Source organism: Streptomyces sp. NBC_01334 (genome assembly GCF_035983595.1).
Lineage (GTDB): Bacteria > Actinomycetota > Actinomycetes > Streptomycetales > Streptomycetaceae > Streptomyces > Streptomyces coriariae.
Genome location: NZ_CP130718.1, coordinates 4,326,102 through 4,346,131, shown reverse-complemented (window position 1 = coordinate 4,346,131; position 20,030 = coordinate 4,326,102). Strand labels below are relative to the sequence as shown.

General features: G+C 70.5%; 18 protein-coding genes. 10 read left to right on the top strand and 8 right to left on the bottom strand.

Features of this window, described 5'->3' with window-relative positions; all coding sequences use genetic code 11:
• The first annotated feature begins 135 nt into the window (after window positions 1-135).
• Window positions 136-1,674 (top strand): MFS transporter, encoded by a 1,539-nt coding sequence (locus OG736_RS19350; protein WP_327183559.1) that lies wholly within the window; start codon window positions 136-138, stop codon window positions 1,672-1,674.
• A gap of 13 nt (window positions 1,675-1,687) precedes the next feature.
• Here the strand turns inward: OG736_RS19350 and OG736_RS19345 are convergent, their stop codons facing one another.
• On the bottom strand, window positions 1,688-2,197 hold the full coding sequence (locus OG736_RS19345; protein WP_327183558.1) for a MarR family winged helix-turn-helix transcriptional regulator: 510 nt from the start codon (window positions 2,195-2,197) through the stop codon (window positions 1,688-1,690).
• 232 nt (window positions 2,198-2,429) lie between these two features.
• On the opposite strand from OG736_RS19345, the gene OG736_RS19340 reads away from it, so the two are divergent.
• Window positions 2,430-3,239 carry a dioxygenase family protein gene (locus tag OG736_RS19340; protein ID WP_314222220.1) on the top strand — a complete coding sequence of 270 codons (810 nt, stop codon included), beginning with the start codon at window positions 2,430-2,432 and terminating at the stop codon, window positions 3,237-3,239.
• A 126-nt stretch (window positions 3,240-3,365) separates the two neighbouring features.
• Here the strand turns inward: OG736_RS19340 and OG736_RS19335 are convergent, their stop codons facing one another.
• Complete coding sequence (locus tag OG736_RS19335) at window positions 3,366-3,905, bottom strand: GNAT family N-acetyltransferase (protein WP_327183557.1); 540 nt, start codon at window positions 3,903-3,905, stop codon at window positions 3,366-3,368.
• 185 nt (window positions 3,906-4,090) lie between these two features.
• On the opposite strand from OG736_RS19335, the gene OG736_RS19330 reads away from it, so the two are divergent.
• Entirely contained in the window at window positions 4,091-5,089 is a 999-nt protein-coding gene (locus tag OG736_RS19330) for a sigma-70 family RNA polymerase sigma factor (protein WP_054244055.1), read from the top strand.
• A gap of 920 nt (window positions 5,090-6,009) precedes the next feature.
• The gene (locus tag OG736_RS19325; protein WP_327187648.1) at window positions 6,010-6,810 is read left to right on the top strand and encodes a TetR/AcrR family transcriptional regulator; all 801 of its coding nucleotides are present in this window, start codon (window positions 6,010-6,012) and stop codon (window positions 6,808-6,810) included.
• Here OG736_RS19325 and OG736_RS19320 read toward each other — a convergent pair.
• Window positions 6,807-7,838 (bottom strand): helix-turn-helix transcriptional regulator, encoded by a 1,032-nt coding sequence (locus tag OG736_RS19320; protein ID WP_327183556.1) that lies wholly within the window; start codon window positions 7,836-7,838, stop codon window positions 6,807-6,809. The two genes, OG736_RS19325 and OG736_RS19320, sit on opposite strands and share 4 nt — an antisense overlap.
• A 62-nt stretch (window positions 7,839-7,900) precedes the next feature.
• Between OG736_RS19320 and OG736_RS19315 the strand changes: the two genes are divergently transcribed.
• The 5 genes from OG736_RS19315 to OG736_RS19295 all read left to right on the top strand — a co-directional run bounded on the left by OG736_RS19315 (window position 7,901) and on the right by OG736_RS19295 (window position 14,471).
• Window positions 7,901-9,460: an MFS transporter gene (locus OG736_RS19315; protein WP_327183555.1), complete on the top strand. Its 1,560-nt coding sequence runs from the start codon at window positions 7,901-7,903 to the stop codon at window positions 9,458-9,460.
• Between the two features lie 332 nt (window positions 9,461-9,792).
• Window positions 9,793-10,554: a DeoR/GlpR family DNA-binding transcription regulator gene (locus OG736_RS19310; protein WP_020131916.1), complete on the top strand. Its 762-nt coding sequence runs from the start codon at window positions 9,793-9,795 to the stop codon at window positions 10,552-10,554.
• The gene (gene pfkB, locus OG736_RS19305) at window positions 10,551-11,498 is read left to right on the top strand and encodes a 1-phosphofructokinase (protein WP_327183554.1); all 948 of its coding nucleotides are present in this window, start codon (window positions 10,551-10,553) and stop codon (window positions 11,496-11,498) included. The genes OG736_RS19310 and pfkB overlap by 4 nt, the downstream gene beginning before the upstream one ends.
• Before the next feature lie 367 nt (window positions 11,499-11,865).
• Window positions 11,866-13,968 carry a PTS fructose transporter subunit IIABC gene (locus OG736_RS19300; protein ID WP_327183553.1) on the top strand — a complete coding sequence of 701 codons (2,103 nt, stop codon included), beginning with the start codon at window positions 11,866-11,868 and terminating at the stop codon, window positions 13,966-13,968.
• A 239-nt stretch (window positions 13,969-14,207) separates the two neighbouring features.
• A complete protein-coding gene (locus tag OG736_RS19295; RefSeq protein ID WP_327183552.1) occupies window positions 14,208-14,471 on the top strand; it encodes a hypothetical protein in 264 nt (87 codons plus the stop codon).
• 55 nt (window positions 14,472-14,526) lie between these two features.
• Here the strand turns inward: OG736_RS19295 and OG736_RS19290 are convergent, their stop codons facing one another.
• The 4 genes from OG736_RS19290 to OG736_RS19275 all read right to left on the bottom strand — a co-directional run bounded on the left by OG736_RS19290 (window position 14,527) and on the right by OG736_RS19275 (window position 19,164).
• The gene (locus OG736_RS19290; protein ID WP_327183551.1) at window positions 14,527-15,273 is read right to left on the bottom strand and encodes a DUF6227 family protein; all 747 of its coding nucleotides are present in this window, start codon (window positions 15,271-15,273) and stop codon (window positions 14,527-14,529) included.
• 177 nt (window positions 15,274-15,450) lie between these two features.
• The gene (locus OG736_RS19285) at window positions 15,451-16,671 is read right to left on the bottom strand and encodes a L,D-transpeptidase (RefSeq protein WP_327183550.1); all 1,221 of its coding nucleotides are present in this window, start codon (window positions 16,669-16,671) and stop codon (window positions 15,451-15,453) included.
• A 145-nt stretch (window positions 16,672-16,816) separates the two neighbouring features.
• Window positions 16,817-17,845, bottom strand: a complete 1,029-nt coding sequence (locus OG736_RS19280) for a P1 family peptidase (RefSeq protein WP_327183549.1) — start codon at window positions 17,843-17,845, stop codon at window positions 16,817-16,819.
• A gap of 50 nt (window positions 17,846-17,895) precedes the next feature.
• Window positions 17,896-19,164 carry a low temperature requirement protein A gene (locus tag OG736_RS19275; protein WP_327183548.1) on the bottom strand — a complete coding sequence of 423 codons (1,269 nt, stop codon included), beginning with the start codon at window positions 19,162-19,164 and terminating at the stop codon, window positions 17,896-17,898.
• 119 nt (window positions 19,165-19,283) lie between these two features.
• Between OG736_RS19275 and OG736_RS19270 the strand changes: the two genes are divergently transcribed.
• Entirely contained in the window at window positions 19,284-19,466 is a 183-nt protein-coding gene (locus OG736_RS19270) for a hypothetical protein (protein ID WP_054244066.1), read from the top strand.
• A gap of 76 nt (window positions 19,467-19,542) precedes the next feature.
• Here OG736_RS19270 and mscL read toward each other — a convergent pair whose 3' ends face one another.
• On the bottom strand, window positions 19,543-20,010 hold the full coding sequence (mscL, locus tag OG736_RS19265; protein WP_314222208.1) for a large conductance mechanosensitive channel protein MscL: 468 nt from the start codon (window positions 20,008-20,010) through the stop codon (window positions 19,543-19,545).
• Between the last annotated feature and the right edge of the window lie 20 nt (window positions 20,011-20,030).

The following is a 20,030-nucleotide window of genomic DNA, read 5'->3' as shown; positions in this document are numbered from 1 at the left end:
TTCGATGACGGTCGCTGAACCTCACAAGCATCACGCCATCGAGCATCACGCCACAGAGCAACGGCCCGTCAGTGCCGACGAGCCGCCCCTTACCTCACTTCTTTTCCGTCACGAAGTCCCGAAGCGGGTATTCCCATGTCTGAAACAGCCCTGAAGGCCCCCGGTAAGACGGGTGGCCCGGACGCCAATCGCTGGAAGGCGCTGGCGTTCATCGCCCTCGCCCAGCTGATGGTCGTCCTCGACGCCACCATCGTGAACATCGCGATGCCCTCCGCCCAGCAGGACCTGGGCATCTCCGACGGCAACCGGCAGTGGATCGTCACCGCCTATGCCCTCGCCTTCGGCGGTCTGCTGCTCTTCGGCGGCCGCATAGCCGACCTGTGGGGCCGCAAGCGCGCCTTCGTCGTCGGCCTGGGCGGCTTCGCCGCGGCCTCCGCGCTCGGTGGCGCCGCCGCCAACGAGGCGATGATGTTCGGTGCCCGCGCCCTGCAGGGTGCTTTCGGCGCCCTGCTCGCGCCCGCCGCGCTCTCCCTGCTCGCCGTGATGTTCACGGACGCCAAGGAGCGCGCCAAGGCCTTCGGCATCTACGGCGCGATCGCCGGTGGTGGCGGCGCCGTCGGCCTCATCCTCGGTGGCTTCCTCACCGAGTACCTGGACTGGCGCTGGACGTTCTTCGTGAACATCCCGTTCGCGATCGTCGCCGCGGCCGGCGCCTACTTCGTCATCCGTGAGCCCGAGGGCGGCCGCAACCGCTCCGCTCTCGACATCCCGGGCGTCATCCTGTCCACGCTCGGCCTGGTCTCCCTGGTCTACGGCTTCACCCGAGCCGAGTCCGAGGGCTGGAGCGACTCCGTGACGATCGGCATGTTCGTCGCGTCCGCCGTGCTGTTGGCCGCCTTCGTGATCGTCGAGTCGAAGGTCAAGGCCCCGCTGCTGCCGCTGCGCGTGATCACCGAGCGCAACCGCGGCGGGATCTACCTCTCCCTCGGCCTCGCGATCATCTCGATGTTCGGTCTGTTCCTCTTCCTGACCTACTACCTGCAGATCGTGAAGGGTTACACGCCGGTCAAGACCGGTTTCGCCTTCCTTCCGATGATCGCGGGCATGATCACCGGTTCCACCCAGATCGGCACCCGTCTGATGACCCGGGTCGCCCCGCGTCTGCTGATGGGCCCCGGCTTCCTGGTCGCCGCCCTCGGCATGCTGCTGCTGACCCAGATGGAGGTCGACACCTCGTACGCGACGGTGCTGATGCCGGCGATGCTGCTGCTCGGCCTCGGTATGGGTACGGCGTTCATGCCGGCCATGTCCCTGGCCACGTACGGCATCGAGCCGCGTGACGCCGGTGTCGCCTCCGCGATGGTCAACACCTCGCAGCAGGTGGGCGGCGCGATCGGCACCGCCCTGCTGAACACCATCGCGGCGTCCGCGACGACCTCGTACATCAAGGACCACGTCGCCGGCGCCACCTCCAAGCCCCAGCAGCAGCTGGTGCAGCTGGAGGGCATGGTGCACGGCTACACCAGCGCCATCTGGTTCGCCGTCGGCATCCTGGTCGCCGCCGCGGCCATCGCCTTCACGCTCGTCAACGCCGGCAAGCCGGACATGGGCGCGGTCGCGGGCTCGGGCGCGGAGGACGGCGAGGACGCGGCGGTGCCGGTGATGGTCCACTGACCCGGCTGGACGACTAGCGGAGCCAGGGCAGGTCCGCACCCGCTTCATCGGGCTGAAGTCCCTCGGCGACGATCTGCATGATCTCGCCGAGGGACTTCTGCTGTTCGGGGGTGAGCCGGTCGAACACCGCATGGCGTACGACGGCGACATGGCCCGGCGCGGCGCGCTTCAGCACGTCCAGGCCCTGGTCGGTCAGTACGGCGAACTGGCCGCGCTTGTCGGAGTCGCACTCCTCGCGGCGCACCCAGCCGTTCTTCTCCAGCCGGGCGATGGCGTGGGAGAGACGGGAGCGGGTGATCTTCGCGTACTTGGCCAGCTCGGTCATCCGCAGGCGCCGGTGGGTGGACTCGGCGAGCTTGACGAGGAGGCCGTAGTAGATGTGCGGCATACCCGCTTCACGCTGGAGCTGGCGATCCATGTGATCTTCGAGCAGGGTCGTGGCGTGCACGTAGGAGCGCCAGATGAGCTGCTCCTCGGCGGTGAGCCACCGGGGCTCGTCAGCGGATGCGGGTGCCTTCGTCATGTACTCCACTGTAAACGTCTTCTCCTTGAAATTTAAACCAATCGGGAATATGCTGAGCGATGTTGACGTTTTAGATTTCAATCAAGCGTCGCGAAACGCCCGTCGCCGGGCACTCGGAGTCAGGGGTGTCCGGAACCGGAAGCGTTCGGTGCCAGAAGTGTCCGAAGTCGGATGTGTTCGAAGCCGGATGTGTCCGAAGTCAGGGGCCGAGGTCCCGGAAGGAGCAGTCGCCATGTCCGCCGCACCTCAGGAGCGTGCCCTCCCCCAGGAGCGCATGCCCGCGCTCTACCTCAGCCATGGCGCCCCGCCCCTCGCGGACGACCCGATCTGGCCCGGCGAACTCGCCGCCTGGTCCGCCGACCTGCCCCGCCCCAAGGCGATCCTGATGGTCTCCGCCCACTGGGAGGAGGCCCCCCTCGCCCTCGGTGCCGTCGACCCGGTCCCCCTGGTCTACGACTTCTGGGGCTTCCCCGAGCACTACTACCAGGTGAAGTACGGCGCCCCCGGCGCACCCGAGCTCGCCGAGAGCGTACGGAAGCTGCTGCGCGCCCCTGGTGTCCCCGTACAGGACATCCCCGACCGCGGCCTCGACCACGGCGCCTACGTGCCGCTCGTCGAGATGTTCCCGGCCGCGGACATCCCGGTCCTCCAGATCTCCATGCCGACCCTCGACCCCGTGAAGCTGATGGAGATCGGCCGAAAGCTCGCGCCGCTGCGCGACGAGGGCGTCCTGATCGTCGGCTCCGGCTTCTTCACCCACAACCTGGCCGCGCTGCGGCACACCGGCGGGGGAGTGCCGACCTGGTCCTCGGAGTTCGACGACTGGGGCCGGCGCGCGCTGGAGACCCGCGACTGGGACGGCCTGCTGGACTTCCTCCACAAGGCCCCGGCCGGCCGGTACGCTCACCCGCGCACCGAGCACTTCGCCCCGCTCTTCGTGACCATGGGCGCGGCGGAGATGTCCGGCGAGCTGGACGCGCAGAAGTCCGTGATCGACGGGTTCTGGATGGGGATGGCGAAGCGCTCCGTGCAGTTCGGCTGACGCTCCTGCCGGGCCCCAGGGCTCCGTCCCGTCTGGGGTCGGGGCTCCGTCCGGGGCCGGGATTCCCTCTGTGGTCGGCGCTCCGTCCGGGGCCAGACTCCCTCCGGGGCCAGACTCCCTCCGGGGTCAGAGCTCCTTCTCGTACCAGGCCACGTCCCAGTAGCGGTCGAACTTGCGGCCCACCTCGCGGTACGTGCCGACGTGCCGGAAACCGAAGCGTTCGTGCAGCCGCGCGGACGCTTCGTTCGGTTGGGCGATGCCCGCGTAGGCGCGGTGCAGGTCCTCGCCGGCCAGCGCGTCGAAGAGCGCCTTGTAGAGGAGCGTGCCGATGCCGCGCCCGCCGGCGTGCGGAGCGACGTAGACCGTCACCTCCACGGAGGTGGAGTAGGCCGCCTTCGGCCGGTAAGCGCTGGATGTGGCGTAACCCAGGATTTCCTGTGAGATCCCCTGGGTGCCCTGTGAGTCCGCTTTCGTGGCAACCATCAGGCGGTGCGGCCCGTCTTCAGGGTGGGAGAGCAGCCAAGGACGTCGCTCTTCCGGAGTGAACGCCACGGTGTCGAATGTGATGGGCGTCTCACGTACATAGTGGTTGTAGAGGCTCGTGAGGGCTTCGAGGTCACCCTCGACTCCCGGCCTGACCTGCACCTCTGTACGTTCCGACAACATCGCTTCTCCTCGCGTGGTCGGACAGGGTACTGCAAGATCATAAAAATCGGGGTGCGGGTTGGGAATTCTGTCCTGATTCCAGTCGTTGTTTCCATCAGATGCAGGGCACCCGAGGAGAGTCCGAGTCCGAGAGCGCCTGGTGTCTGAAGGGCCACCCGCTGAACCTCCATCGCAAGGGAGCACGCATGGCAACCCGTGCCGTCGCCCGTCGCAAGTCCGCCAACGGCGAGACGACCGACGCGGCCCGCAGTGTTCGCGCCCATGGCGGCGAGATCGCCGACCGCGACCTGGTCGGCATGTACCTCGACGAAATCGCGCGCACACCTCTGCTCGACGCCGCCAAGGAAGTCGAGTTGTCACAGATCATCGAGGCGGGTGTCTTCGCGCAGCAGGTCCTCGACGGCGACGAGGAGTCCAGGTCCGTCGCCACGCGCGAAGAACTCGAGACCCTGGTGGCCGAGAGCGAGCGGGCCAAGGATGTCTTCATCCGCTCCAACCTCCGGCTGGTCGTCGCGGTGGCCCGCCGCTACCCCCGCAGCGGTCTCCCGCTCCTCGACCTCATCCAGGAGGGCAACGCCGGTCTGGTCCGCGCGGTCGAGAAGTTCGACTACCGCAAGGGCTTCAAGTTCTCGACGTACGCGACCTGGTGGATCCGTCAGGCCATCACCCGCTCGATAGCGGACCAGTCGCGCACGATCCGCCTGCCCGTCCACCTGGTGGAGGAGCTCGGCCGGATCCGTCGTGTCCAGCGCGAGTTCAACCGCGAGAACGGCCGTGACCCCGAGCCCGCCGAGATCGCGACCGAGCTCGGTTCGACGCCGGAGCGTGTCACGGACGTCCTGGACTGGGCCCGCGACCCGGTCTCGTTGAACATGGCGGTCGACGACCAGGGTGAGACCCAGTTCGGCGACCTGCTGGAGGACACGTCCGCGGTCTCGCCGGAGCAGTCCGTCATGACCCTGCTGCGCAGCGAGGAGCTGGACGGCCTGATCGACCGTCTCGAGCCGCGCACGGCTTCCATCATCAAGATGCGGTACGGCATCGACGACGGCCGTGAGCGCACTCTGACCGAGGTCGGCAAGGAACACGGTCTGACGAGGGAACGCATCCGTCAGATCGAGAAGCACGCCCTGCTGGAACTGAAGAAGCTGGCTCGCGACACGGGCTTCGAGGCGGCGGCGTAAGGCGCTGGAACCTCCGTCGACCGACCGGAGCGTGACGCTCCGTCGGGCGGCGCGGGTCCTTGGCCCGGCGATCGTCGAAGGGCGGGGTGCCGTGGGTGCCGGTGACCGGCCGTCAGCTGCGTGGTGGGGCGTCGGCGGGGTGGTGGGCATCGGGCCAACACCCCGTCGGGGGCCGGGGGTCGGACGACGAGGGGCGCGGCGCGTGAGTCATTCGAATGACGTGCGCCGAGTGCATCGAGTACGCCGAGCGCATCGAGTGCCTGGAGCGCGTGCAGTGCCTGGCGGCTGAAGCCGGCGCTTTCGCCGTGTTGGTGCGGGGGCCGAGTCGGTGTCGCCGCGAGGCTCGCGGCCGAACGGGCGCCTGCTTTACGGCCCGGAGTTGCGGCGAATGGGCTTGAGGCGCCTGGTGGTGCCGGGTTCCCGCCCGCGTGCGCCGGGTGGTGGAGAGCCGCGCAAACATGGCGGAGGAACGCCGCTTCAATGGCGAGAAGCGCGGGAACAAGACTTCTGGGCACGGGAGTCCGAGTCGGCACAGGAGTTCGGGCCGACCGGACCTCGCAGCCCTTCCCGAGATCTCCGCCGCACATGAGCCAAGTCCCGACGCACATCCCCCCGGCGCCGGGACTTTCCCCGAGCCGGGCTTCGGTGCCTCTCCCCCCAGGCGCCGGGGCCCGGCTCCTCTTCGTACCCGGGCCGTCCGACTTCCTGTCCGGGCCGGCGTTGCGGGCGCACACGCCCCACCGGGCATATGACACGGGGAACCGACATGCTGAGAGGGCGGGGCACCCCGTACCTGAACCACGGGGTGGCCCGCCCGAATGGCAGATTGTGCCACATGGGCATAGCCTGCCGACGTGATCAGCTCCACCTCCCATCCCGCTTCGGCTTCGCTGACCGAGCGGCGCAAAGCGGCGACCCGTATGGAGATCGCCCGTGCGGCGGCAGGCCTCTTCGTCAGCCGGGGCCTGAAGGCCACCCGTGCCGAGGACATCGCCCTGGCCGCGGGCATCGCCCCGCGCACCTTCTACCGGTACTTCGCGACCAAGGAGGAGGCCGTCGCCCCGCTCTACGCGGCGGGCGCGCAGCGCTGGGCGGAGGCGGTACGCGAGGCCCCGGCCGAACTGACCGTGCCGGAGGCCCTGGAGCACGCGGTGCGGTACACCCTCGTCCCCGGCCGCGGAGTGTCGGCGGCGTCCTGGGAATGGGTCCGCACCCTGATCCGACTGGCCGGAACCAGCCCCGCCCTGGGCAAGGTCTGGGCGGAGGTCTGCCACACCTCGGAGGCGACGCTCGCGCAGGTACTGGCGGAGCGGACGGCGGCGACGTCCCGTACACCGGCTTCCGAGAGCACTTCCACGAGTACTTCCGAGGCCCTTTCCGCGTTCCCCTCCGACGCCGCTTCCGACGCCGCCGGCGTCGCCACTTCCGCCCCGAAGTCGTCCTCGGCTCCCACTCCTGCCGCAGCCCCCGCACCCGCGCCCGCGGCCACACCCAACCCCACGCCCGCTCCCGCTCCCGCTCCCGCTCCCGACAACGTTGCCTCGCCCTATCAGCGCTTCACCGCGGCGGTGGCCGGGGCCGCGGTTCGGGTGGCGGTGGAAAGCTGGGCGGTGACCGACTCCCCTCCCACCGGCCGGCAGGGCCCGGCAGAGCTGGCGTTGCGCAATCTGCGGGCGCTGCGCGGATTCGCGTGGGAAGAGAGCCCGGCGGAGGAGCCCTAACCCGCGCCCGCCGTGCCTGCGGCGGCCGTGACGCCCTTCGCGCCCGCCGATCGGCTCAACCGTCCGCCCAACTCCCGTACGCACTGCACCAGTTCCGGCGGACCCTGGACCGAGAACTCGCAGCCCAGGGTCGCCAGTCGCATCGCCACCCACTCGACCGGGTGGTTGGTCGTCCCCCGCAGGCGGCATCCGCTCCCGCCGTCGGTGCCCGCGGCCCCAGGGTTCGCGACCGGCGTTCCCAGCCACGTCGGCAGGCGTGTCGTCACGAACTCCGTCGGTGCCTCGAACGTGACGTCGAGCTCGTACTCGTAGGCGTCCGGGCGGAGTTGGATGGACCGACGGAGGTATTCCGCCGCGCTTCCGGTCGGCAGCTCGCGCGGAGTGAAGCGGGCCCCGGTCGCGAACGGGTCCTCGACCCGGTCCACCCGGAAGGTCCGCCAGTCGTCGCGGTCGAGGTCGTACGCCACGAGGTACCACCGCCGGCCCGTGGACACGAGCCGGTAGGGCTCGGTCAGACGGCGCGACTCCGTGCCGTCCTTCGTGCGGTAGGCGAACCGCAGCCGTTCCTGCCCGGCCACCGTCGAGGCGATGACGGTCAGTGTCTCGGGTGCGATGCTCGCGCCGTCCCCGCTGGTCAGCGGTGTGGTCGCGGCCTGGAGGGTGGAGACACGGTGGCGCAGCCGGGCCGGCAGCACCTGCTCCAGTTTGGCCAGGGCCCGTACGGACGCCTCGTCGACGCCCTCCAGCGCGTGACCCGCCCCCGCCCGCAGCCCGACGGCGATCGCCACCGCCTCCTCGTCGTCGAGCACCAGCGGCGGCATCGCCTTGCCCGCGACCAGCCGGTATCCACCGTCCGAGCCCAGGGTCGCCTGCACCGGATATCCCAGCTCACGCAGCCGGTCGATGTCCCGTCGGACCGTGCGGCGGGAGACCCCGAGCCGGTCGGCGAGCTCGCCGCCGGGCCATTCACGGGGCGTCTGGAGGAGTGAGAGGAGCTGGAGCAGCCGAGCCGGAGTGTCCGTCGTCATGCATCCGAGGATGCCGTAGAACTAGGACACGATCTGACCTATTGCGGTCCTACTGTCACACCATGACCTCCACGGAGACCTCCCTCGAGACCTCGCCCGAGTCCTCGCCCGACCCTCGACCGGCCCAGGCGGCGACGGGTGACCGACGTCGCTGGCTCGCGCTCGCCATCGTGATGACCGCGGCCTTCATGGACCTCGTCGACGTCACGATCGTCAACATCGCCATCCCCTCCATCCGACAGGACGCGGGCGCCTCCTGGAGCCAGATCCAGTGGATCACCGCCGGCTACGCGCTCGCCTTCGCCGCCGGGCTCATCACCGGCGGCCGGCTCGGTGACATCCACGGCCGCAAGCGGCTGTTCCTCCTCGGCATCGGCGGCTTCACCCTCGCCTCCGCGCTGTGCGGGTTCGCCGCGAACCCGGAGATGCTGGTCGCCTCGCGCATCCTGCAGGGAGCCATGGCGGCGATGATGGTGCCGCAGGTGCTGTCGATCGTGCACGCCACCTTCCCGGCGCACGAGCGGGGGAAGGTCTTCGGGCTCTTCGGCGCCATCGTCGGGCTGGGCGCCGTCTCCGGGCCGCTGCTCGGCGCGCTGCTGACGGAGTGGAACCTGTTCGGCCTGGAGTGGCGGCCGATCTTCCTCATCAACCTGCCGGTCGGCATCGCGGGACTGATCCTCGGCAGCCGCTTCATCACGGAGTCCAAGGCGCCGAAGGCGCTGAAACTGGACCTCGTCGGCGTCGTCCTGGTCACCCTCGGCCTGCTCATGCTGCTCTACCCGCTCACCCGCGGCCGCGAGCTGGACTGGCCGGTGTGGGGGTACGTGTCGATGGCCGGCTCGATCGGTGTCTTCGGGGCGCTGGTCGCGTACGAGCGACGCAAGGGCGCGCGGGACGGTTCGCCGCTGATCGAGCTCTCCCTCTTCCGGGTGCGCAGCTTCGCGGCGGGCGTCGCCGTGCAGACCGTCTTCGGCATCGGTCTCGGCGTGTTCTTCCTGGTCTGGACGCTGTACATGCAGACCGGCCTGGGCTGGAGCCCGCTGCGGGCGGGTCTGACCGGGGTTCCGTTCTCGCTCGCCGTCTCGACGGCCGCCGGGCTGTCCGTGCAGAAGCTGGTTCCGCGCTTCGGGCGCAAGGTGCTGCAGACGGGCGCCCTGACCATGGCCATCGGCGTACTCCTCTACATCTGGGAGTCCGAGCGGTACGACCTCGGCATCGCCCCGTGGCAGATGGCGCTTCCGCTGGTCGTGATGGGCGTCGGCATGGGGCTGATCGTCGCCCCGCTGACGGACGCGGTGCTGTCGGACGTGCCGCGCGAGCACGCAGGTTCGGCGTCCGGGCTGATCAACACCGTCCAGCAGATGGGCAACGCGCTCGGGCTCGGTCTGGTCGCCGTCGTCTTCTTCGGCCGGATCGGCGACCGGCTGGCCCCGGCCGAGGTCGGCGCCGCCTTCGTGAACGCCTTCGAGCACGCCCTCGGCTGGGTGGCCCTCGTGATGTTCGCGATCTTCCTGCTGATGTTCGCCCTGCCGAAGCGGCCGGCCCAGCACCTGGAGGGCGGCGCCGAGGACGCCCCGGAGGCGGCCCCCTCCGGGGGCCGGGAGCGCGAGCTCGTTGCCTGAGCGGACGTTCCCGCGTGAGGGGCCCGTCACCCGAGTGGTGACGGGCCCCTCACGCGTGTCCTGGCGCAGGAGTGGTGACGGGCCTCCGCGCGTGCACTGACGCGGGAGTGGTGACGGGCCCGCAGATGTCCTGGCGCGGGGGTGGAAGCGGAAGTCCGTTCCTGTCCGGGACGGCAATCCGTTCCTGCCCTGCCCTGCCCTGCCCGGGCCGGAAGTCCGTTCATGCCCGAATCGCGTCCGAACCTGTTTACTTTCCGGAAATCCGGGCGTAGCCTCCGTGGCGAAACCACAAGTTCGGGCATAAAGCTGGTAACGGTCGGAGGAGAACGGACATGTACGCACCGGAGCGGCAGCAGGAGATCCTGCGGCTCGCCCGTGACGGCGGCCGGGTGGACGTCCTGTCGCTGGCCGAGGAGTTCCAGGTCACGGCGGAGACGATCCGCCGCGATCTGAAGGCCCTCGACCGGGCCGGTCTGGTGCGCCGCGTGCACGGCGGTGCCATACCGGCCGGACGCCTCGACTTCGAACCGGACCTCGCCGAACGCGAAGGCACCTCCGCCGACGAGAAGGACCGCATCGCCAAGGCGGCCCTCACGGAACTGCCCACCGAGGGCACGATGATCCTCGACGCCGGCACCACGGTCGCCCGCCTGGCCGCGGCCCTCCCGCTCGAGGCCGAACTCACCGTCGTCACGCACAGCCTGCCCATCGCGGCCCGCCTCGCGGACCACCCGGGCATGCAGCTGCACCTCGTCGGAGGGCGCGTACGGCACCGTACGCGCGCCGCCGTGGACGCGTGGGCGCTGCGGGCGTACGGCGAGATCCGCGCCGACGTCCTGTTCGTCGCCGCCAACGGGTTCTCCGCCGAGCACGGCCTGACCACCCCCGACCTCGCCGAGGCCGCGGTGAAGCGGGCGGCCGTCGCCGCCGCGCGCCGCGTGGTGCTGCTCGCCGACTCCGCCAAGCACGGCCAGGAGCACTTCGCCCGCTTCGGCGACCTGAGCGACGTGGACCTGCTGATCACCGACAGCGGGCTGAGCCCCGACGACGCGGCCGCCATCGAGCGCGGCGGCACGGAAGTAGTACGCGCATGATCCTCACCGTCACCCCCAACCCGTCCCTGGACCGCACCTACGAGGTCCCGTCCCTCGACCGCGGCGACGTCATCCGTGCCACCGGCGAGCGGATGGACCCGGGCGGCAAGGGCGTGAACGTCTCGCGCGCCGTCGCGGCAGCCGGACGGCGCACGGTCGCCGTCCTGCCCCTGGGTGGTGCGCCGGGCGCGCTCGTCGCCGACCTGCTCGACGCGCAGGGCATCGAGGTCGCGCCGGTCCCGGTCACCGGAGCAACCCGCTCGAACATCGCGCTCGCGGAGTCCGACGGCGTCCTGACGAAGATCAACGCACCCGGGCCCGAGCTGTCCCCGGAGGAGCAGGAACTGCTCCTGGAGACGGTCCGCGAGCAGTCCCGCGATGCCGACTGGATCGCCTGCTGCGGCAGCCTGCCCCGCGGGCTCGCGCCCTCCTGGTACGCCGAGGTGGTCGCCCGCGCGCACGCCGGGGGAGCGCGCATCGCCCTGGACACCTCCGGGCGTGCGCTCCTGGAGGCGCTGCGGGAGCGGCCCGACGTGGTGAAGCCGAACGCCGAGGAGCTCGCGGAGGCCGTCGGGCGCCCCCTGGCCACCGTCGGCGACGCGGTGAAGGCGGCCGAGGAACTGCGCGGCATGGGCGCCCGTGCCGTGCTCGCGAGCCTGGGCGCCGACGGACAACTGCTCGTGGAGGACACGGGTACCTGGTTCGCGAGCGCCCGCGTCGACGTCGTACGCAGCAACGTGGGTGCGGGCGACTCCTCCCTCGCCGGCTTTCTCGTCGCCGGCGGCAGCGGCCCCGCGGCGCTCGCCTCCGCCGTCGCCCACGGAGCCGCGGCCGTCCAGCTGCCCGGCAGCGTGATGCCGACCCCGGACGACCTGGACCCGGCGGCGGTGACGGTCACGGCGCAGGTGCCGGTGGACCGTGAACTGAAGGAGCCGGTGTCATGACGACGAGCCCCGCGGTGTCCGCGCTGACAAGGACCCCTGTGCTGTCCGTGCCGACGACGGCCGCGGCGTCCCTCGTGCTGACGACGGCTCCCGCGTTTCCCGGACCACCCGGCCAACCGGTCGTCGAGCGGCGAAGTTCTTCGTTACTCGCCGCTCGACATGGTCAGCGGGGCCGCCCGAGGCGCCCTGCCGATCAGGGGAGGCATGGCCCGAACCCGCCTGCCGCCCCGCGGAGGCGGGGTTTCCCCGGCCACGCCTCCGCACCCCTCACCTCCAACCAATGCACCGCCGTAGCAACCCCCGTCCCCGTCCCCACCCTCGCCCACCACCCCACGCCCCGGGCGATACGCGTGCGAAGGAGCCCGCGATGAGCGACATGATCACCGCGGACCTGGTCGATCTCGACCTGTCCGTCGAAACAAAGGAAGCGGCGGCGCGGTCCCTCGCCGAGCGCATGGTCGCCCTGGGCCGGGTGACCGATCTGGAGGGCTTCCTCGCCGATGTGGCCGCCCGTGAGGCCCAGATGCCCACCGGCCTCGACGGCGGCATCGGCATCCCGCACTGCCGCAGCGCCCACGTCACCGAACCGACGCTCGCCTTCGGGCGCAGCGCCACCGGCATCGACTTCGGCGCCCCCGACGGCCCCGCCGACCTGATCTTCCTGATCGCCGCCCCCGCCGGCGCGGACGACGCCCATCTGACGATCCTGTCGTCGCTCGCCCGGCAGCTGATGAACGCCGAGTTCACCGACGCGCTGCGCTCGGTCGGCGACGCGACGGCCGCGGCGGCGCTGATCCGCGGTGACGCGGCCCCGAGCGCCGACGCCCCGGTTGCTGAGACCTCGGCCACCGACGCCCCGGCCGCCGAAGCCGAGGGCACCACCCCAGACTCCGTGTCGGCGTCGGCGGCGGCCTCCGCCGACGCCGACACGGCCACCGGCGAACACACGGACGCCGAGGCCGCGCGTCCCTTCCGGATCGTCGCCGTCACCTCCTGCCCGACCGGCATCGCCCACACCTACATGGCGGCCGAGTCCCTGGAGAACGCGGGCCGCGAGGCAGGCGTCGAACTCGTCGTCGAGACGCAGGGTTCGGCCGGCTTCACCCGGCTCGACCCGGCCGTCATCGCCGCGGCGGACGGCGTGATCTTCGCCCACGACGTCCCCGTACGCGACAAGGACCGCTTCGCCGGCAAGCCCACCGTGGACGTCGGTGTGAAGGCGGGCATCAGCCGGCCCGCCGCACTCATCACCGAGGTGCGCGGGAAGGCGGCGCGCGGTGAGGTGAGCGCGTCGGCCAAGGGCGGGACCCCGGTCGAGCGGACCGGCGAGTCCGGCGACGGCTACGGCACCAAGCTGCGCAAGTGGCTGATGACGGGCGTCAGCTACATGGTCCCGTTCGTCGCCGCCGGCGGTCTGCTGATCGCTCTCGGCTTCGCGATCGGCGGCTGGGAGATCAACAAGGCGCCCTCGGTCATGGAGCACTTCTCCTGGACCCAGGTAGACAGCTGGGGCGCCCTGCTGTTCCAGATCGGCGGGGTCGCCTTCGGCTTCCTCATCCCGGTCCTGGCCGGCTACATCGCGTACGGCATGGCGGACCGGCCCGGTCTCGTGCCCGGCTTCGTCGGCGGCATGATCGCCTCCAACATCGCCGCCGGCTTCCTCGGCGGCCTGGTCGCCGGTCTGCTGGCGGGCGGCGTCGTCCTCGCGATCCAGCGGATCAAGATCCCGCCGGTGCTGCGCGGCGTCATGCCGGTGGTGGTGATCCCGCTGATCTCCTCGCTGATCGTCGGCTTCCTGATGTTCGTCGTGATCGGCAAGCCCATCGCCGAGGCCCAGAAGGGCATGACGGACTGGCTGGCCGGTCTCTCCGGCACCAACGCCGTCCTGCTGGGTGTGCTGCTCGGCCTGATGATGTGCTTCGACCTCGGCGGTCCCGTCAACAAGGTCGCGTACGCCTTCGCCACGGCGGGCATCGCCGTCCAGGACCCGAGCGACTCCGCGATGAAGGTCATGGCCGCCGTGATGGCCGCGGGCATGGTCCCGCCGCTGGGCATGGCGCTCGCGACCACCGTCCGCAAGAAGCTCTTCACCCCGACCGAGCGCGAGAACGGCAAGGCCGCCTGGGTCCTGGGCGCCTCCTTCATCTCCGAGGGCGCGATCCCGTTCGCCGCGGCCGACCCGCTGCGCGTCATCCCGGCCTCGATGGCGGGCGGCGCGGTCACCGGCGCCCTGTCGATGGCCTTCGGCGCCACGCTCCGCGCCCCGCACGGAGGCATCTTCGTGGTCCCGCTGATCGGCAACCCGTTCCTGTACCTGGTCGCCATCGCGGCGGGCGTGTGCGTGACGACGGCCGTGGTCGTCGTCCTCAAGGGCCTGCGCAAGCCGGCCCCGGGCGCCGTCGAGCCCGGTACGACGGCGGAATCCGCGGCCGCCACGGCGGCGGAGGCGAAGCAGCCGGTGGCCGCCTAGCCTGCGACGGCCGCGGCCGACTCCGGCCGCGGCCTCCTGCCACGGGTCGAAGTTGCCTGCCGCAGGGCGAAGCATCCTGCGGCAGGTTGCGGCTACTGGTGGCCATCTGCGGTGATTCATGGATCTCCGCACCGAACAGGCCTATCGCGCGGTCTGAGTGATCTGCGTGATGTGTGCGGCATGCGAGATACGTCACGGTCCGGGACGCAGGTCCCGGACCGTGGTGTCTACTGGTCGGTATGCCCGTGCATCTAACGTTCCCTCAGCTGGCGGTCCTGACGGTTCTCGCCGTGGCGTCCATCGCCTGGCTGATCTTCGTGACCCGCATCCTGCGGCGCAGCCGCTCAGGCAGCGAGGCCCGCACCGTGCTCCCCACCCCGCCGGCACTGCCCGCCCTCCCGCGCCAACGGCAGTCCGGTCCCGGCCGTGAGGCCGTCGAACTGACCCCGGCCGAGCGGGACGCCTTCGCCGGCCTCGTACGACAGCTCGACGGGGGCCGCTGACCGACGGCCGGGCGGGCCCGCTGAACGACTCAGGAGACCTGCGCCGCCCGGCGGCTCAGGAGACCTGCGCTGCCCGGCGTTCCATCGCGTCCCGTGCCGCGGCCTCGGACACGTACACCTCGCACATGTGCCGACCGTCGGGCGTCGCCGTGTGCTCGACCTCCCACAGGGAGATCTCCCGGCCGTCCCGCAGCAGGAACGCGTGCTCGTAGAGCGAGTAGCCCAGTCCGATCCTGCCCGCGCGGCAGGGGCGCCCGAAGGCCTGGGTGATCTGGTGCGCGAACGCCGACTTCAGCAGCGCCGCCGTGTCCGCGTCGGGCTGGTCGGGGTTCTCCGCGCGGCGCAGCAGTCTGCGCGCGTGGTCCGCCGAGTCGTCCGGCACGTACACATGCCGGGGTCCGGGGATCGGCGACAGCTGAACCAGCACCGGCAGTTCGAAGTCCGGGGTGTCCGACGGCAGTGGCAGCCGGGCCGTGGCGGCCCGCAGCTCCTCCTCGTCGACGTACACCTCGTGCTGCGGCTCGCTGCCCGGCGCGGTGTTGTGCACGAGCTCCCACAGCGTGAGCGCGCAGCCGTCGGCCAGCAGCCAGGTGTGCCGGTACGTCTCCCGGTGCAGGCCCGCGCTGTGGTGCGCGGAGTGCAGGGAGCTGTCGTGCGCGAGTGCGCAGTCGAGCCGCCGCAGTGCTTCGTCGGGCAGCTCGAACGAGTTCAGGGCGCGACCGAGCAGTCGCGCGAGGTGCTCCTCCGGAGACTCGGGCGACTCGGCTGGTTCGTACGCTGTTGTCTCGTACGGAACGCTCAAGGTTTCTCCCGGCGTTGCTGCATGTCACCTTGTGGGTGCATACCGTAGCCCCTCGGTCGGACATCATGTCCGGGAACCGAGAAAACGTACGCCGTGAAAACGTCGAGGCCGCGCGAAAAATTCCCGCACGGCCCGACAGCCCCTCAGAAATCGCCGGTCAGAGGGCATCTCCGACGATCAGGAGGAGCTCCCCGCGGTCCACTCGGACCACGACATGTTCCACCCGTTGAGCCCGTTGTCCGGCGACACCGTCTTGTCGGGCGAGTTCTTGACGATCACCACATCGCCGATCAGCGAGTTGTCGTAGAACCACTTGGCGGGCGTGTCGCCCTGCGCGCCCTGCGCGTCCGCGAGCCCCACGCAGCCGTGGCTGGTGCCGGTACGGCCGAAGGGCGGATTACCCCTGTTGTACCAGTAGTTGCCGTGGATGAAGGTGCCGGACTGCGTCAGGCGCATCGCGTGCGGCACGTCCGGGATGTCGTACTCGCCGCCCAGGCCCACGGTCCGGCTGTTCATCCGGGTCTGGGTGAACTTCTCGGAGATCACCATCTGCCCGTTGTAGGTGGTGTGCTCCGGGCTGCCCGACGAGATCGGAACCGACTTCAGGGTCTGTCCGTCCCGCACCACCGTCATGGTCTGCGTGTCGACGTCGACCGTGGACACCTGCGACCGCCCGATGGTGAAGGTGACCGTCTTCTTCTGCACCCCGAACACGCCGTTGGCGCCCTCGACCCCGTCCAGGTCGATCTTCATCGTCACCTTGGAGCCGGCCTTCCAGTACTCCTCGGGACGGAAGTCGAGCCGCTGCGCCCCGAACCAGTGCCCGACCACCTGCTGGCCGCTGCTGGAGGTGACCGTGATGTGCGACTGCACGGCCTTCATGTCGCTGATGCTCTTGTCGAAGGTGAAGGACACCGGCATTCCGACGCCGACCGTGGTGCCGTTGTCCGGCGTGTACGTCCCTATGAAGCTGTTGGCCGAAGAGACGGTGGTGAAGATGGAGTTGGCGGCGGCGGTCTTGCCGTTCGCATCCTTCGCGGTCGCCGATATCTGGTACTTCGTCCCGCGCTCCAGCTGCTCCTTCGGCTTCCAGGTGCTGCCGTCCGCCGACAGGGAGCCCTCGACGACCTGCCCCGATCCGGCCACCGTCATCTTCACCTCGGTGAGCCGGCCGTCGCTCACCTTCACGCCGGTCGCGTTGATCGACGCGCTCGTCGAACCGTCCTTCGCCGAGATGACGATCTTCGCCGTGGACGTCTTGACGCTGTTCTTGCCGCCCTTGGCGTCCCCGTCCTTGGCGTTGGCGCTGCCCCCGCAGGCGGTCAGGGTCAGGGCGCCGACCATCAGGACGGCACAGGCTCCGACCGTGCGCCGCATCGCTATGTCCGCCGTTGTCACGGGCTGCTCCAGCTTCGTGTGATGTGAGTGATCCGCTCTGGTACGTGGAGAAGGAGGGATCCGGCGACCGGTGGGGTTCCCTCCGGTCGCCATTGGCACCGTCACGTGACGCAACCGGGACAATCGCCTTCCCCGGCCCGCGGTGTCACCGGCCCCCGTACAACTCCTCGTACGACGACCACGCCCCGCCCGGACCGGACACCGGCTCGGCGGCGCGTACGGCCCGTACGATGGCGCGCGTGACCACGTCCGCGCCCGCCGCGAGGATGTCGTTCAGGGCGAGCGGGTGGCCGGGGTCGAGCGGGCGCGCGCCCGTCGCGAGCGTGAAGACGGTGTCCCCGTCGTTGAGCAGATGCACGGGACGCACGGCCCGCGCGATCCCGTCGTGCGCCGTACCCGCCAGCTTCTGCGCCTGTGCCTTCGTCAGGTCCGCGTCGGTGGCGACCACCGCGAGCGTGGTGTTGAGCAGGGGAGGCGCGTTCTTCGCCGTGCTCTCGGCGAGACGCCGGCGCGCGCTCTCGTGCACGCGGGCCTCTGGATACTCGGCGCGCCCCTGGAACAACTCCCCGTACAGCACGCCCGTCTCCGGGTCCGACACCGATCCCGCGGCGTTGACCACCACCAGCGCGGCCACCGTGATCCCCGAGTCGAGAAGCACGCTCGCGCTGCCCACGCCACCCTTCAGCGGCCCGACGACGGCACCCGTCCCCGCGCCCACGCATCCCTCCCGCACCCGAGTCCCCGGAGCGCTCGCCGCGGCCGCCTCCACGGCCGCCCGGCCGGTGGCAGCGTCGGGGCGGGCCCGGAAGTCGCCGCCCCGCGCCAGGTCGAAGACGCAGGCGGCGGGCACCACCGGCACGACGTGCGCCGGATCCGTGCCGACGGGAATCCCGCGCCTCTGCTCCTCCAGCCAGGCCATCACGCCGGACGCCGCGTCGAGCCCGTAGGCGCTGCCGCCGGTCAGCACGATCGCCTCGACCCGCTGCACCACATTGCGTGGATCGAGGGCGTCGGTCTCCTTCGTGCCGGGACCACCACCGCGTACGTCCACCGCGGCCACGGCGCCGCCCTCCGGCGCGAGGACGACCGTGGTGCCGGTGAGCCAACCGTCGCCGGTCCGCGTGGCGTGTCCCACGCGCAGGCCGACGACGTCCGTCAGAGCATCAACTGTCATGGGGGCAAGTCTCGCCCGACCCGCGTCGCGCGTGACGGTGTCACGCCCTGTCACATCACCGCGCTCGATGCTCGCTCGGGGCTCTCCCGTGACTCCCGCGCGACCAGGCGCGCCGTCAGGGTCGTCCCGGTCGCCACCGCCAGCGCCGACACCAGGCCGGCCGCGAGGACCGCCCACTCGCCGAGGAAGGTGCTGCACATCACCAGCAGCGCGGTGACGGGCAGCACCAGTTGCTGGGCCAGGCCCACCTTGAAGTGGCGTGCGTGCAGGATCCAGACGGCCATCAGGTACAGCGCCGTCGGCAGGGTGACCGCGGCCGACGCGGCGAGCGTCGAGATATGGGCCTCGCCGACCGCCTGCTCTACCGCCACCTCCAGACCCGCACCGATCGCGGCGGCCGAGGCGAAGACGGCGTAGTGCCCGTAACCCCACAGAAACGCCTGCCTGTTGGAGCGCAGATGCCCATGGATGGGCACCACGAAGTAGATCCACCAGGCGGCGAAGACGATCAGCAGCCCGCCCACCGCGATCGGCAGCAGTTCGCCCAGCGCGTCGTTCTCGTCGATGCCGGACTTCACGGCGACCGTCGCCGCCGCGATCGTCTCGCCCAGCACGATGATCGTGAACAGTCCGTAGCGCTCGGCGATGTGATGCGGATGCCAGGACGTCGGATGGTCCTTCTCCGCGTAGATCGGCACGCACATCTCCAGCGGCGCCATCACCAGGAACAGCCACGCCCTGCCGTCCTCGGGCAGGATCAGCAGCCCCAGCCAGCCGATCTGGCAGATCAGCACGCCCGCCGCGTACCGCAGCGCCATCGTCCGCTCCGCGCCCTCGGCGGACCACGCGACTCGCAGCCACTGCAAGCTCAGCGCGAACCTCATGATCACGTAGCCCAACCAGACGGCCACGAACTCGTGGTCCTCGAACGCCCGCGAGATGCCCGCCGCCAGCACCAGGACGCCGGCGATCTGCACCAGCGTGACGATCCGGTACAGGACGTCGTCGTTGTCGTACGCCGACGCGAACCAGGTGAAGTTCATCCACGCCCACCAGATGGCGAAGAAGACCATCGCGTAGTTGAGGATTCCCTCGCCCGCGTGGGACTTGGCCACGGCGTGCACCAGTTGGATGCCCGCCTGGGCGATGGCCACGACGAAGCACAGGTCGAAGAAGAGCTCGAGGGGCGAGGCGACCCGGTGCGTCTCGCCCTTCCCGCGCGCGGTCAGGCTGCGCAGTGGCTTCAAGCGGGTGGGCGCCGAGGGGATGGGGGTCCCGGGAGGAGGGGGAGAGGCCGACGGGGGCGTACTGGACGTCATGGGTACCAGCACAGCAGACAACCGGCGGAAAATCTTGTGCGGAATCCGCAGGCTCGCGCGGTGCGTGGCCGACGGCCAGGCCCTGACCCGAGCGGGTGCGGGGGCCGTACTCTGGAGGGATGAGCACCCCCTCCGCCTCCGAGCCGCGCGACCCGAAGGCCGCGCTGATCTTCGACGACCCGCTGGACCGGCAGTCCTCGGACGACACCGACCGAGGTTGGGGCGAGCGTCCGTCCGCAGAGGGCGACAGCGTCGCCGACCTGAAGCGCTTCCTGGACGAGAAGCCGCCCCACCACGTCTGAACCCGACGGGCAGGGCCGGTCCGGCAGGCCCGGGAGCCCTGACGGAGCACCGCCCGCAGGGCCCCGTCGAGCGCCTCTACCGCTCGCTGTGCCCCGAGCCCCGCTGGGCGACCAGCGCGTCGCGGATCTCCTTGAGAACCTCCAGCTCGGTCAGCTCGACGATCTCCTGCGTGCCCTCCTTGGCCTTCCTGCGGGCCTCCACCTTCGCCAGGTACTTCGACATGGGCAGGACCATCAGGAAGTACACGACCGCAGCGGTGATCACGAAGGTGAGGGTCGCGCCGAGGACGGACCCCCACAGGATCCGGACGCCCGTCGCGCTGTCCCCCGTGCCGGTGCAGGGGCCCTTGAGGCAGGAACTGTAGCTGTCCAGGTTCTTGGTGCCGACCGCTCCGATGAGCGGGTTGATGATTCCCTTCACCACCGAGTTGACGATGTTCGTGAAGGCGGCGCCGATCACCACCGCGACTGCCAGATCGACGACGTTGCCACGCATCAGGAAGGCCTTGAAGCCCTGCCAGACGCTTGCCTTCTTTTCGCTCACCTCGGGGACACTCCTCGCAT

What these genes read in the sequence shown, in the direction of transcription:
- OG736_RS19325 (WP_327187648.1), top strand. Translation starts at nt 6,010, where the DNA reads ATGGAGATCGCCCGTGCGGCGGCAGGCCTCTTCGTCAGCCGGGGCCTG.
- OG736_RS19320 (WP_327183556.1), bottom strand. Translation starts at nt 7,838, where the DNA reads ATGACGACGGACACTCCGGCTCGGCTGCTCCAGCTCCTCTCACTCCTC.
- OG736_RS19280 (WP_327183549.1), bottom strand. Translation starts at nt 17,845, where the DNA reads ATGACAGTTGATGCTCTGACGGACGTCGTCGGCCTGCGCGTGGGACAC.
- OG736_RS19330 (WP_054244055.1), top strand. Translation starts at nt 4,091, where the DNA reads ATGGCAACCCGTGCCGTCGCCCGTCGCAAGTCCGCCAACGGCGAGACG.
- OG736_RS19300 (WP_327183553.1), top strand. Translation starts at nt 11,866, where the DNA reads ATGAGCGACATGATCACCGCGGACCTGGTCGATCTCGACCTGTCCGTC.
- OG736_RS19275 (WP_327183548.1), bottom strand. Translation starts at nt 19,164, where the DNA reads ATGACGTCCAGTACGCCCCCGTCGGCCTCTCCCCCTCCTCCCGGGACC.
- OG736_RS19345 (WP_327183558.1), bottom strand. Translation starts at nt 2,197, where the DNA reads ATGACGAAGGCACCCGCATCCGCTGACGAGCCCCGGTGGCTCACCGCC.
- OG736_RS19315 (WP_327183555.1), top strand. Translation starts at nt 7,901, where the DNA reads ATGACCTCCACGGAGACCTCCCTCGAGACCTCGCCCGAGTCCTCGCCC.
- OG736_RS19350 (WP_327183559.1), top strand. Translation starts at nt 136, where the DNA reads ATGTCTGAAACAGCCCTGAAGGCCCCCGGTAAGACGGGTGGCCCGGAC.
- OG736_RS19270 (WP_054244066.1), top strand. Translation starts at nt 19,284, where the DNA reads ATGAGCACCCCCTCCGCCTCCGAGCCGCGCGACCCGAAGGCCGCGCTG.
- OG736_RS19295 (WP_327183552.1), top strand. Translation starts at nt 14,208, where the DNA reads ATGCCCGTGCATCTAACGTTCCCTCAGCTGGCGGTCCTGACGGTTCTC.
- pfkB (WP_327183554.1), top strand. Translation starts at nt 10,551, where the DNA reads ATGATCCTCACCGTCACCCCCAACCCGTCCCTGGACCGCACCTACGAG.
- OG736_RS19340 (WP_314222220.1), top strand. Translation starts at nt 2,430, where the DNA reads ATGTCCGCCGCACCTCAGGAGCGTGCCCTCCCCCAGGAGCGCATGCCC.
- OG736_RS19335 (WP_327183557.1), bottom strand. Translation starts at nt 3,905, where the DNA reads ATGTTGTCGGAACGTACAGAGGTGCAGGTCAGGCCGGGAGTCGAGGGT.
- OG736_RS19310 (WP_020131916.1), top strand. Translation starts at nt 9,793, where the DNA reads ATGTACGCACCGGAGCGGCAGCAGGAGATCCTGCGGCTCGCCCGTGAC.